This is a genomic window from Amphritea atlantica (genome assembly GCF_900111095.1).
Lineage (GTDB): Bacteria > Pseudomonadota > Gammaproteobacteria > Pseudomonadales > Balneatricaceae > Amphritea > Amphritea atlantica.
Window position 1 is genome coordinate 54317 of the sequence record NZ_FOGB01000019.1, and the last position, 13260, is coordinate 67576.

At 49.3% G+C, this 13260-nt stretch carries 9 protein-coding genes and 2 rRNA genes; 6 read left to right on the forward strand and 5 right to left on the reverse strand.

All coding sequences use genetic code 11. From position 1 onward, the window contains the following. Positions 1 to 116 precede the first annotated feature (116 nt). From BMY09_RS20450 to mnmH, 6 genes are all read left to right on the forward strand, one after another. Entirely contained in the window at positions 117 to 2996 is a 2880-nt protein-coding gene (locus tag BMY09_RS20450; protein WP_091361941.1) for an FAD-binding and (Fe-S)-binding domain-containing protein, read from the forward strand. Positions 2997 to 3014: 18 nt separating this feature from the next. Then, on the forward strand, positions 3015 to 3503 hold the full coding sequence (locus tag BMY09_RS20455) for a universal stress protein (RefSeq protein WP_091361943.1): 489 nt from the start codon (positions 3015 to 3017) through the stop codon (positions 3501 to 3503). A 173-nt stretch (positions 3504 to 3676) separates the two neighbouring features. Continuing rightward, entirely contained in the window at positions 3677 to 5062 is a 1386-nt protein-coding gene (locus BMY09_RS20460; RefSeq protein WP_091361944.1) for an SLC5/6 family protein, read from the forward strand. Next, entirely contained in the window at positions 5059 to 5913 is an 855-nt protein-coding gene (locus BMY09_RS20465) for a metallophosphoesterase family protein (RefSeq protein WP_091361946.1), read from the forward strand. Before BMY09_RS20460 ends, BMY09_RS20465 begins: the two co-directional genes overlap by 4 nt. A gap of 28 nt (positions 5914 to 5941) precedes the next feature. Continuing rightward, positions 5942 to 6538, forward strand: a complete 597-nt coding sequence (locus BMY09_RS20470; RefSeq protein WP_091361948.1) for a DUF2238 domain-containing protein — start codon at positions 5942 to 5944, stop codon at positions 6536 to 6538. Between the two features lie 84 nt (positions 6539 to 6622). Next, complete coding sequence (gene mnmH, locus BMY09_RS20475) at positions 6623 to 7720, forward strand: tRNA 2-selenouridine(34) synthase MnmH (RefSeq protein ID WP_091361950.1); 1098 nt, start codon at positions 6623 to 6625, stop codon at positions 7718 to 7720. Between the two features lie 299 nt (positions 7721 to 8019). Here the strand turns inward: mnmH and BMY09_RS20480 are convergent, their stop codons facing one another. From BMY09_RS20480 to BMY09_RS20500, 5 genes are all read right to left on the reverse strand, one after another. Further along, a complete protein-coding gene (locus BMY09_RS20480; protein WP_091361951.1) occupies positions 8020 to 8958 on the reverse strand; it encodes a porin in 939 nt (312 codons plus the stop codon). A 101-nt stretch (positions 8959 to 9059) separates the two neighbouring features. Beyond that, on the reverse strand, positions 9060 to 9746 hold the full coding sequence (locus tag BMY09_RS20485) for a YccT family protein (RefSeq protein WP_091361953.1): 687 nt from the start codon (positions 9744 to 9746) through the stop codon (positions 9060 to 9062). Positions 9747 to 10010: 264 nt separating this feature from the next. Continuing rightward, positions 10011 to 12182 carry an esterase-like activity of phytase family protein gene (locus BMY09_RS20490; RefSeq protein WP_091361954.1) on the reverse strand — a complete coding sequence of 724 codons (2172 nt, stop codon included), beginning with the start codon at positions 12180 to 12182 and terminating at the stop codon, positions 10011 to 10013. A gap of 606 nt (positions 12183 to 12788) precedes the next feature. After that, a 5S ribosomal RNA gene (rrf, locus tag BMY09_RS20495) occupies positions 12789 to 12904 on the reverse strand. A gap of 174 nt (positions 12905 to 13078) precedes the next feature. Then, positions 13079 to 13260, reverse strand: a 23S ribosomal RNA gene (locus BMY09_RS20500); the annotation flags it as partial.

Here is a 13260-nt window from a genome sequence, read left to right on the forward strand (position 1 = left end):
CAGAAGGAGCCCGTCTCCTTCTGCTGTTCTATTTCATCCGACCTGCGGGTCACACGTTAATCGGGCAGATCCTGAATCACCATTTGAATCAGCAGCTGCCAAGGCGAGGCATTTAAATGAAGCAGGAATATCAACAATTCAAGCAACTATTGCAGGAATTTCTGCCCGCTGAACAGATCATCTCTGATCCGCTTCGCACCCTGGCATATGGAACCGATGCCAGTTTCTACCGGCTGATTCCGCAACTGGTGCTGCGCCCTGAGTCGGAGCAGGCGGTAGCTCGTATTGTAAAGCTGGCTTTCAACCACAGAGTTCCGGTCACCTTCCGCGCCGCAGGGACCAGCCTTTCCGGGCAGGCCATTACTGATTCGGTACTGATCCAGCTGAAAGATGGCTGGAAAGGTTATCAGATAGCCGATGATGCCAGCCGCATAACACTTCAGCCAGGTGTCATCGGTGGCCATGCGAACGGCTATCTGGCTCCGTTTAACAAGAAGATCGGGCCTGACCCGGCTTCCATCAACACCGCAATGATCGGCGGTATCGCAGCGAATAACGCCAGCGGCATGTGTTGTGGCACTGCGCAAAACAGCTATCGCACCCTGCACAGCATGAAGCTGATTCTGGCGGATGGAACCTCTGTCGATACCGGAGACAGCCACTCGGTCACCGCCTTCAGAAAAAGTCACGGTAGTCTGCTGACCGCTCTGGAAGTCCTGGCCCTGCAAACCAGGGACAACGCCGCCCTGCGGCAACGGATCGAGCATAAATACCGGCTGAAAAATACCACCGGATATGCACTGAATGCACTGATCGATTACCGGGATCCGATAGAGATCATGCAACACCTGATGATCGGTTCAGAAGGTACGCTGGGCTTTATCAGCAGCATCACCTACAACACTGTGGATGAGCATCCGGATAAAGCGTCGGCACTGATCTTTTTCCCCACCGTTCGCATCACCTGTGAAGCGGTGGCAATATTGAAAAAGACCCCGGTATCCGCCGTCGAGATGATGGATCGTGCGGGACTGCGCTCAATTGAAAATAAACCCGGCATGCCTGACTTTATCAAACAGCTACCGGATGATGCAGCAGCACTGTTGGTTGAAACACGGGCGGGCTGCAAAGACCACCTGGCTGAGCAGGTTGAACAGATTAAGGCCTCTATCGCCTCGCTTGAAACTGTTCGTGATATCGAGTTCACAACGGATCCGCAGGAGTATTCAAAGTACTGGGCGATCCGTAAAGGTCTGTTCCCCGCGGTAGGCGCGGTGCGACAAACCGGCACTACGGTAATTATCGAAGATGTCGCGTTTCCGGTAGACCAGCTCGCTGATGCGGTGCACGACCTGCACCAGATCTTTGTGAAATGGGACTATAATGAAGCGCTCATTTTTGGCCATGCGCTGGAGGGTAATCTGCACTTTGTGTTTACCCAGTCATTTGATGATCAGACTGAGATAGACCGCTATGAAGGCCTGATGGATGATGTCGCCACGCTGGTTGTGGATAAATATGATGGCTCACTCAAGGCTGAGCATGGCACCGGACGCAATATGGCCCCCTACGTTGAGAAGGAGTGGGGCGCGCAGGCCTATGCCCTGATGTGGGAGATCAAGGAGCTGTTCGACCCGCACAACATTCTCAACCCCGGGGTGTTGTTAAACCGTAATGCCCATGTGCATCTGGAAAACCTCAAGCCTCTTCCTGCTGCCGATCCACTGGTCGACAAATGTATCGAGTGCGGTTTTTGCGAACCCACCTGCCCTTCTCGGGATCTCACCCTGACACCGCGCCAGAGAATAGTTATCTGGCGCGAGATCGCCCGGCTTGAGGCCAGCCATGAAGACCCTGAGCGGCTGGCAGAGCTGCGCAAAGAGTACCTTTATCAGGGCATAGATACCTGCGCAGCCTGCGGGTTATGCTCCACCACCTGTCCGGTTGAGATTAACACCGGTGATCTGACCCGCGTGTTACGCAGCCGGAACAATGAACGCCATACAAAACTGGCGCAATGGCTGGCAGAACACTACGGCGGGGTCATGACGGCCAGCAAGGTGGCCTTCAAAGGCGCTGACCTGACCCATGGCCTGATCGGCACCAAAGCGATGACGGCGATCTGTGACACCACCCGTAAGCTTTCCGGGGGACGGGTACAGCAATGGACTCCGGCGATGCCGACGGCGGCACCTAAGATCAATATCCACCGCCCGGTGACCGACCCGGATGCACCGAAGGTTGTCTATCTGCCCAGCTGTGCCAGCCGGGCGATGGGGCCGGCACGGGGCGATGATGAACAGACCTCTCTGGCCGAGAAGACTGAGCAACTGTTGCGCAAAGCGGGTTATCAGGTGATCTATCCGGAGAATCTGGACCAGTTATGCTGCGGTATGCCCTTCCAGTCAAAAGGGATGTTCGAGGCCGCCGATTATAAGGCGGCAGAAACGGAAGCGATGTTACTTAAAGCTACCAATAATGGTGAGTATCCTGTATTTTCAGATACCAGCCCCTGCAGCCTTAGACTAAAGGATAATACAGATCAACGTATTAAACTTTTTGATACGGTAGAATTTATCCATGAGTTTCTGCTCGACCGGCTGGTGATAACACCGGTCGATGAAACGGTTGCGCTGCATATCACCTGCAGCACAACCCGGATGGGGGTCGGCGATAAGCTGAAGCGAATTGTTGCGGCCTGTGTAACCAATCTGGTTATTCCGGAGCAGATAACCTGTTGCGGATTTGCCGGAGATAAGGGATTCTCAACTCCCGAGTTGAATGAGTCAGCGCTACGCTCACTCAGAGATGATGTTGTTGAGTGTACCAGCGGATACTCGACCAGCCGCACTTGTGAGATCGGGCTGTCGCACCATAGCGGTTTAGATTACAAATCGATCATTTATCTTCTGGATCGTGTTAGTCAGCCAAAACTCAATGCTGACAACAGGGTTCCAGAAAACAAACTGATTCAGCACACCAACACTGAACAGTAATTTATGAGGATACTGAGCATGCCACTTCCTGAGATTAAGACCATTTTGTACACAACCTCTTTGGGCAAACACACCCGCCCGGTTTTCAGACAGGCGGTGAACCTTGCTCAAACCATGAAAGCACATATTATTATGCTGCATGTTATTGAGCCGATCGGTGAATTGGGACATGCCCTGATTCAAAACTACCTGCCAGAAGATATCGTCAAGAAGATGCATGATGAGGGTATCGATCAGGTTATGCAGCAGATGAAAACCCGGGTCGAAAAGTTTTGCGAAGAGGAACTGGGCTCTCTCGATAAGATCGTTGATCTGGACATCGAACATATGATCGTAGAGGGAAACTATACCGATTCTATCCTGAAAGTAGCCGCTAAGCGCAACGTGGATATGATTGTGATGGGCTCTGAAAACACCTTCGGCCACCACAGCCAGACCACCCGTCAGGTCATTAAAGGTGCGAAGGTGCCTGTTGTCTCTGTACCGACCGGCAAAAAATACGTGTAAGCTCTCAGTATGATCAAGCCTGTCAACTGACAGGCTTTTTTTTGTCTGGCGTAAAACGGCTGTACCAGATACAGGTGGATGTCTGACATTGCCATAAGCCGTTTTTCATCCTTATTTCAGTTTTCCCGGTCATAATAACGGATCAGTATTTTACACAGCAGCCAGGACAGCTCATGGACATATCCCTTATCATCGCGGTTACTGCGGTCGCGATCATTTCAGTCTTTCTCAGCCCCAAAGCAAACAGCAGCAAGGCTTTCTTTAGTGGACACTCCCCTGAAGGCAAGCCCCCAGGTCTGTTAATGCTGACCTTTTCACAGGTGACAACCTGGATCTTTGCCCGCTCTCTGCTGAACGCTGCAATTCTTGGCTTTTATTATGGTCTCTGGGGTACCCTGGCGTATGCCGCATATTATCTCTCGTTTCTGACCGGTGCAAAAATTATCGACTCAGTCAGATTTGACCAGGGTTTTAGCAGCATTCAGGCGTTTCTGGCCCACCGGTTTGGCCACTGGGGCACCCGCTGCTATAACTTCGTAATCGGTATTCGCCTGATCAGCGAGGTGTTTGCTAACATCCTGGTGATCGGCATCCTCTTCGGTGTCACCGGCAGCACCTCCTACACCGCAGCCGTGGCACTGTTTGCCGTTATCACACTGATCTATTCGATGCTGGGCGGTTTACATGCTTCTCTGCGTACCGATCTTTTTCAGATGATACTGTTTCTGGTTCTTCTGGGTGGCCTGACCGTTCTGGTGCTGACAACAGGACAGCTCACCAGCACGGCTCTGATGTTTAAAAGCTTTGATATAACGGATCCCGGACCAGTATTGATTCTGGTAGCGCTGCTACAGATCTGGAGCTATCCGATGCATGACCCGGTGATGATGGACAGGGGGTTTCTGGCAGACCGTGAGACCACCCGCAAAAGCTTCTACCATGCCACCTGGATCAGCTTTATCTGCATCACTCTGTTTGGCAGCTTTGGTATCATCGCCGGCGCTAACGCCATCAGCGGTGAAGCGATGAATGACACGCTGATGCGACTTCTCGGTGAAGTGCCAATGCTGTTGTTCAATATCACACTGGTTATCTCGGCAATGTCCACGCTGGACAGTACCCTGTCGAGCGCGTCCAAGCTGGTTGCGGTGGATATGCAATGGATTGAGCCATCGCTGATTAATGGCCGAATCACCATGGCGGTTTTTGTGTTGCTGGGATTACTGCTGGTATTCGCGGGTAATAAGGATCTGTTCAGCGCAGTTGCAGTGAGCGGTACCGCGTCGATGTATCTTGCACCGGTGATTTTCTTCTCCTTGTGGGGTAAGCGTACCGATATTCCTTTATGGAGTTACCTCAGCTGTTTCGCAATCGCTCTGGCAGGTGCGGCCCTGTATTTCACTGAATCATCCGGGCATACTCACCTGCTAGGCGATAGCCATAAATACACTAAGCTATTATGGATATCTCTCAGCGTTCTGGCTGGCGGCTGCCTGCTGTTCTGGGCAGGGATGATCAGCAAGCAGCAACCCACAACTCTGCCAGAAACAGTTGTATGACACCTATCAAACCCAACGACTCAAGCCCGCTTTTAATCTTTGGCGGGCCTTATAGTAATCTTCAGGCCACCCGGGCAGTCAGACAGGTGGCTGATAAGCTCGGGATAGCGGCGCACAATATCCTCTGTACCGGTGATCTGGTGGCCTATTGCGCTGAACCGGACCAGACGGTTGATCTGATCCGGGAATGGGGCGTAGCCGTGGTTGCCGGTAATTGTGAAGAGTCGGTCGGAAATGGTGCTGAAGATTGTGGCTGCGGTTTCACTGAAGGCAGCTCATGCGATCTGCTGTCTGCCCAGTGGTATAACTACACCCTGCCCCGGGTTAGCGAAGCCAATAAAGCCTGGATGCGACAACTGCCCAACCGGATCTGTTTTAACTACTGCCAGCTTGCATTCACCGTTATTCATGGGGGTGTTGATAGCAATAATCAGTTTATCTTTGCCTCAGCCCCTATTGACGAGATGCAGCAACAACTACAGCAATCCGGCAGTGAGATTATTATCGCCGGTCACTGCGGTATCCCCTTTGGTCAGGAAACCGATAGCGGCTACTGGTTGAATGCCGGTGTGATCGGTATGCCTGCGAATGATGGCACGTCTGACACCTGGTATATGATCATTACGCCAACAGAAACACAGCTGACTTGCAGTTGGCATCGGCTTCAATACGACCATACTGAAGCCGCCCTAAGGATGGAACAAGCCGGACTGAACAACGGCTATATGAGAGCACTTTCCTCCGGTGTATGGCCCAGCCTCGATGTATTGCCCGAACCAGAAAAAGATCTGACCGACAGAAAGCTGTCTGTTGCTACGATCAACATCCCGAAAAAACCAAACGCTATTTAAGGTTTATCAAATCGCTTATACTGCGCTGATGCGATTACTCTGGATCATAACCTTTACCGCGGCGCTGCTCTGGTCGGCCATCAACCCCAAGGATCAGTTCACCTGGTTTCTTGAAGTTGTACCGGCGTTGATCGGCGCGGTTGTGTTAGCGCTCACCTGGAAAAAACATCCATTGACACCTTTGCTCTATGTGCTGATTCTGATTCACTGCATCATACTGATGGTCGGCGGACACTACACCTATGCTGAAGTGCCACTATTCGACCAGATCTCTGAACTGTTCGGCTGGCAACGTAACAACTATGACAAGGTGGGTCACCTGGCACAGGGGTTTATTCCCGCTATTATCGCCAGAGAGATTATGATTCGCGCGAATGCGGTGAATGGACGTAAATGGCTGAACCTGTTTGTTATCAGTTTCTGCCTCGCTTTCAGTGCACTCTATGAACTGATTGAATGGTGGGTTGCCGAGTTAACCGGCGAATCTGCTGAAGCATTTCTGGGCACTCAGGGTTATATCTGGGACACCCAGTCAGATATGTTTCTGGCCCTGATTGGCGCCTGTTGTGCCCTGCTCCTGCTCAGCCGCTGGCATGACCGCCAGTTGCAGCATATCTGCAGATAAATTAAATCGTCTCAGGTTGATAACATGAGACCGCTAATACAAGACAACTAACACCTAACATAAGACACTAACATAAGAGACCTTATGCGCGAAGATACCGATAACTACCGCGAACTCTTTCTTAACGATACCCCCATGGTCGATCTTCGGGCACCGGTTGAATTTAATCAGGGAGCATTCCCCAGCGCAATCAGTCTGCCGCTGATGAGTGATGATGAAAGAGCACAGGTCGGTACCTGCTATAAACAGCATGGCCAGCAAGCCGCGATAAAACTGGGACATCAGTTAGTCAGCGGGGAGATTAAAGAGAGGCGAATGGCACGCTGGATCGAGTTTTGCCGCAATAACCCTCAGGGCTACATCTACTGTTTTCGCGGTGGCCTGCGTTCGCAAACGACTCAGCAATGGCTTAAAGATGCGGGCATCGATTACCCACTGGTACGGGGCGGTTATAAAGCGCTGAGAAACGCTCTGCTCGATGTTATCAACGAACTTTCTGAGACTCTGCCTTTCCATATCGTCGGCGGTAAAACCGGTTCGGCCAAAACCCTGATGGTCAACACCCTGGCTAATGCGGTAGATCTCGAAGGGGCGGCTCATCACCGGGGCTCCAGCTTTGGCGCCTATGTTAAGCCTCAGAACACTCAGATCAACTTTGAGAATATCACCGCTATCCAGATGCTGAAAAAGCAGCATGCGGGCTACCAGCAGCTGGTATTTGAAGATGAAGGGCGGCATATCGGCAGTGTTGATCTCCCTGTTCCCCTCTACCAGAAAATGCTTAGCGCCCCTGTTGCCGTCATCGAAGACCCCCTGGATATTCGGCTGCAGAGGTTGCTGAAAGAGTATGTCATCGATATGGTCGCTGACTACATCCACGTCCACGGAGAGGAGCAGGGACAGGTACTTTGCGAAGAGTATCTACTCAGCGGACTGGATAAAATCCGCAGAAGGCTGGGCAATGAGCGCTGGCAGATCCTGCGGGAAGAGATGCTGAAAGCGATCAGGCTACACCAGGCTGGCGCGGGATATGACGCCCATCTGAACTGGCTGTTCCCCCTGCTTAACTGGTATTACGACCCGATGTATGAATACCAGTTGAGCCTGAAATCTGACCGGATTGTTTACCGGGGTAACTGGCAGGAGTGCCATGATTACCTGAAAGAAAAATCAGCTGGCTAGGCGCTGGTGTTCGATCGCTTCGCTTATCCGTCTAGTCAAAGATCAGGTTACACCACAGAGGACACAGAGAGCACAGAGGAAAATAAAAGTTCTTCTCAGTGAGCTCTGTGCCCTTAGTATGTCCTTTGGGTTCTGCGGTAAAATTTACCCTCTACTCATCCCAGCCTCAGATAAACACAGACTTCCATGCACGGTTTTTTAACAAAAAAAGGCCGGTTCGAAAACCGGCCTGAAAAATGGTCATTCAAAGCTCGAAGGGGTGAACTAAGAATGAACTTTGTTTTTCACAAAAGTTCTGATTAGAACTTAACGCGCATGCCTGTCAGATAGCCCATCTTCACGCCATCTTTATCAGTATCAGCGATCTCTGCAAAGACAGAAACGTTCTTCTGAGTTGGGAATTTGTAAACAACGTTAGCGTACCATTCTGACACATCATTCGAGCCATCTTCTTCAATCTTAGTCCAACCCAGGCCCAGGTCAGTTGTCTTAGCAACAGGCACAATCGTCATCAGGTTGTACTGATCAGTCTCAACAGCACCATCATCAGCTTTACTGTAATCTACGCCGAACTCAGCAAAGCCTGCATCGTACTTAGCGCTTACACCCCAGACATCAACATCACCGGAAACTGAAGGATCTTCATCAAAATTTTGGTAAGCAGCACCCAGCTCAACACCCGCTACAGATGTAGACATGAAAATATCAACCCCTTTTCCGTCAGCACTCTTCTCGCTTCCAGCTTCAAGTTCAGTGGTTAAAATCAGTGTAAAGTTATCCATGTTGACATCTACACGAACAACATCATTTCCTGAAGTTTTTGTAGCATCAAACTGATCTTCTTTAAGAGTATCTTCAAGCTGTTCGTCAACACCGAAACTATCTACGGCAAAGTTTTGCTGACCAATAGATACAGATACGTTACCGTACTGCATACCAACATAGGCTTCTTCGAGGTGGCTGCTATCAGTTTTGCCTTCCGCAGCATTCTTATACCCGAAGTCCAGTTGACCGAACGCTTTCATGTCGTTGCCCAGATCGTATATAACAGAGTTTTTCAACTCAAGATCATCGAATTCAACATCCAGCTTCTGATCTGTACCCACGTCTTTACGCAGTTGAATCTGAAAATCACCCTTCAGTTTATAAGTAAGTCCCTTACCTTCATAAATAGTCGCAGCGCTTGCAGAACCAGCAGTAGTCGCGGCGATAGCAGCGGCCAGGATAAGCTTTTTCATTTCTTTCTCCAGTTAAGAAAAGATAAAATTGAGTTAAGTAAAATTATTAAAAAGGCAATCCCTGCCACCTCATCGACATAAGGTAAAGATCCAAAACAAAATTATTTATTACTGATCCAGGATTTAAATCTTTCCCGGGTATCAGCGTCAGCTTTCAAATACCAATACTGAAGCAGCTCCTCAGGAAGATTTACAGGCCCAGAGTTATCAACAGATTTATTTGATAATGTATTTATGCGGACACCCGAAGCTGTATTATTTATTGGTGACCTGATGGAAGATCGGTTAATCGATGCGAAGCTATTGATCGAAAGCGCATCACCTGACTGGTTAAAACGCTGAAGCTCAGATGCATAATCACGGCTAAGTTGAAACCCCTCCTTAATAAGAGGTTTAGACTGATAACTGATAACATGACCAGAGCTATCAGCCAGTTTCCACTGTTGGCCTTTGTCAAACTCATCGAAGTCTGACAACCGGGTAATCTCTGGAGCGGAAAGTTGAACGTGCGTATCTTTAGCATTAAAAACAATAACATGAGGATTAGTTGTTTCTATTTCCAGATCGCCTGATGACTCTATTTCTGCCGAGTAGTTAACCAGAATCTGGCTAATACCGTTGGCTAGTGTGGCGGATACATTATTTCCAATGAGAGAATCACTTTCTACTTCAACCCCATTCACAGCAATGATAGAGATACCACTGCCTGCTGATAGTTCAACGTTTGCCATAACGGACGTAGAAGCAAAAAGTAAAACTGAAAAAAATATATTTGAACTAAATCGCATTGCCACTGCCTTATATCTCTAAGCAAAAATTCATTGGCTGCGATAATAGTGAGCAACTATTACAGAAAAGTTACTCGCCTATTAAAATAAAATATTATTAAGTTAATAATTAAGAATCTTTTTAATTAAGTAACTATTATTAAAAGCTGGTTATATTTATGTTAATAATAACCTTGTAAATATAGCGACAAATCAGATTCCAGATAAAAAAAAGGGGGCGATCAATGATCGCCCCCTTCTATATATTCTGAGTTAATTGATTATTCACATCTTACCCAGACTGAAAAACAGAGTTTCACCAGAGCTATCATCCACGCCATCGTTGTCGGTCACAGCAAAGCCCTTACCTGCAGCATCAATCGTAAACCCTTCGATCTTATCCTGAACATAGCCATTCAGAGACTTAAGATCAGGCAGAAAATCATGAACCAGCGTCTTATTAACGACCGGCAGCTCACTGCCAATGGCTGCAGGTTTTAGCTGATCGAGAGAAACGCTGTACAGACGCTTCACTGCCGCAGACTCTCCCAACTGATTATCCCGCTCGATAATGTAAACCTTATCGCCATAGCTAACGATTTCAGACAAACCAACCCAACCGCTGGACACATGTTCGAGCGGATAACGCACAGCCCCCCAGCTATTTGTCTTGAGGTTATAAGCTAACAGCTTAACCTGATCCGCAGGATCATCTTTCCATGGCCGCTGTATTGCAATCCACAGGGTATCGCCGATCATGGTGATCCCTTCAGCACCAAACTTAACCTCATGCTTTAACAGCTCCGCAGGGAAATCGATTGTACGATCAATCTCACCCTGGCTATTTGCATGATGAATAGCATGGGGAACACCTTTCGATGTTTTACCTTCCGATGCCAGCCAGAAGCCGCCATCACCGTCCACAGCAATGCCTTCCAGATCAAGCTTCTTAGCTGTTTTACCATCCCGGAGTACCGGCATAGCAGCAGTGATTTTTGCGGGCGTCTGGTTGGCATCGATGCTGAAGATTGAAGGCTGGTTGGCGTAGAAACTATCGTTCACCGCATACAATATACCCGGCTTTGTAGAATCCGCTGTGAGGCCAGACAATGCACCCCAGCCAATAGGCAAACCGTTGCTGGTACGGGTAGATATGATTTGAGGATATGCTACAGGCTCATCTGCAAAGCGATACAACATCACATGTGCACGGGGACCTTTATCCTCAATCAGATCTTTCTCATTCGCACTCACCAACAAGTTACGCTGCGGAATAACGACAGCAGACTCAGGCGCGATACCGGATGGCAGTAACTGAACAAACTCCGGAGCAGCACCGGTATCACGGTAAACACCGATCACAGAAGCGCGCTCAGACAGGATAAAGATATAGGTTTCATCGCCGAATTTACCGATAGCCACTCCTTCCGGTTCACTGCCTTTTTTACCGGAGCGTTTTTCAGGATAATGTCCGGCTAATACAACCTGCTGTTCAAATGATGAGCCTGATTCAAACAACACTCGTCCATCTTTATGGAAGATAGTGAACCCACGTGCACCACCATTCATATCCCCCTCATTGGCAATAACGAAGCGGTTATCATCCAGCCACTTAACAGAGTCAGGTTCACGCAGACGGGTCTGAGTACCGCTGAAATCAAGCTTCTTGTCTTTCTCAATATCGATGCCCTGCAATTCAACACTGCCGGCGGTGAAGTGATTCAGAATTTTACCGCTGGCTGCGTCAATAACTACCAGGTGGTTATTTTCCTGCAGAGTAACAACAATCTCGTTGTGGCTGTTAAAGTCCAGAAACTCAGGTTCCGGATCGATAGCACCTATCTCTGCCAAACCGGTCATATCAACCTTAGTCAGCTTATCGCATTCAGGCAGCCCTTTTTTGACCGGTATTATTGATACCCAACCAGCAGGAAATTGTGGCAGGGCACCATCATTCAGATCTTCATCACGCTCATTCTCAATCGCCACCGCAACATAACGACCATCTTTGGATACGGCAACCGAGTCTGGCTGACCTCCCAGATCACAGCGGGCCTGCTCCTCACGGGCTTGTAAGCCCAGTGCCAGCAGATATCCTGAAGGCTTGGTATAACTTTCAGATGTATTCACAGCAGCAAACACGGTCTGGCCGGAAATAGCGACCGAGGTTGGCTCCCCATCCAGTTTGAAACTGCCGCCTGCAACAGGCTTTGCAGCATCGGTGATATCAACAAACCCCAGTGTCCCAAAAGGGCTATCAGAATAGACCAGCGTATTACCATCTTCGCTCGCCGCAATAATCTCCGGAGACGTTTCCTGACTCTGAGGAGTACCTTCTGGCAGGTTATGGATAGCGCCAAAGCTGGAAATTCGGTTGAATGAGTTAGCCTGAGAAGTTGTTGCAATAGCAGCGATCGAGATCGCTAATAGCGTTTTAGTAAAACAGCGAGCGGGCATATTCAGTCTCCAGAGTTAATTAAATGACCCGAAGAGCCTATAGACCCAAAATGACCGCACGGTTACAAGAGCACTAACCCGATGTTAAACAGTCGCTAGACGTGGCTGTGCCACTCGCTAGATCGGATTCCTGCTAGAAAAAGCTATCGCGACGGGACGTCGCTCGCTACAGGCCTTAGCTTCTTCAGAGAGCATAGGAGGACGCTGGCATGCCCTAACCTGCTTACAAAAATCCTTTCTGTGAAGATTGCCTATGCTCCCAGCTAAGAAGGCTTTTGCTCTTGATCTTACGCTTATTCTAACCACTAGCAGGCGCGCAGCGCCGTACTAACAAGCGACGCAGGTTTTCATCGCGACGGGTACCCAGAGGGCATGCTAGCGTCGCTCGCTACAGGGCCTTAGCTTCTTCAGGGAACGGAATATCCTTTCTGTGAAGATTGCCTATGCTCCCTGATAAGAAGGCTTTTGCTTTTGCTCTTGCTCTTGCTCTTACGCTTATTCTAACCACTAGCAGGCGCGCAGCGCCGTTCTAGCGAGCCGCGTAGCGGCGTCTAAACGAAAAAAGCCCCGATCATTTTCATGATCGGGGCTGTTTCGTAATTAGGTGCTTGGCGATGACCTACTCTCGCATGGAGAAGCTCCACACTACCATCGGCGCTAAGACGTTTCACTTCCGAGTTCGGGAAGGGATCGGGTGGTTCCATCTCGCTATTGTCGCCAAGCAAAACTGGTTGCTCTAACGATTTGAACATCAGTGTTAACCTATGCTCAAAGCGTCATTCGAATCCTGTAACTCTTTAGTCGAGAAGAGTATGCACAAACTCTAATCCGTGGCTGTTTTATTCAGCCGCAATGTATCTTTTTCTATCAGCTGACCCAAACGCTTTTGGCGTTATATGGTCAAGCCTCACGAGCAATTAGTACTGGTTAGCTCAACGCCTCACAACGCTTACACACCCAGCCTATCAACGTCCTGGTCTTGAACGGCTCTTCAGGGGGCTCAAGGCCCCAGTGAGATCTCATCTTGAAGGGGGCTTCCCGCTTAGATGCTTTCAGCGGTTATCCTGTCCGAACATAG

Bases quoted from the DNA above. Each gene is read 5' to 3' on its own strand.
- BMY09_RS20455 (WP_091361943.1), top strand. From the start codon at position 3,015: ATGCCACTTCCTGAGATTAAGACCATTTTGTACACAACCTCTTTGGGC.
- BMY09_RS20470 (WP_091361948.1), top strand. From the start codon at position 5,942: ATGCGATTACTCTGGATCATAACCTTTACCGCGGCGCTGCTCTGGTCG.
- BMY09_RS20485 (WP_091361953.1), bottom strand. From the start codon at position 9,746: ATGCGATTTAGTTCAAATATATTTTTTTCAGTTTTACTTTTTGCTTCT.
- BMY09_RS20460 (WP_091361944.1), top strand. From the start codon at position 3,677: ATGGACATATCCCTTATCATCGCGGTTACTGCGGTCGCGATCATTTCA.
- mnmH (WP_091361950.1), top strand. From the start codon at position 6,623: ATGCGCGAAGATACCGATAACTACCGCGAACTCTTTCTTAACGATACC.
- BMY09_RS20480 (WP_091361951.1), bottom strand. From the start codon at position 8,958: ATGAAAAAGCTTATCCTGGCCGCTGCTATCGCCGCGACTACTGCTGGT.
- BMY09_RS20490 (WP_091361954.1), bottom strand. From the start codon at position 12,182: ATGCCCGCTCGCTGTTTTACTAAAACGCTATTAGCGATCTCGATCGCT.
- BMY09_RS20465 (WP_091361946.1), top strand. From the start codon at position 5,059: ATGACACCTATCAAACCCAACGACTCAAGCCCGCTTTTAATCTTTGGC.
- BMY09_RS20450 (WP_091361941.1), top strand. From the start codon at position 117: ATGAAGCAGGAATATCAACAATTCAAGCAACTATTGCAGGAATTTCTG.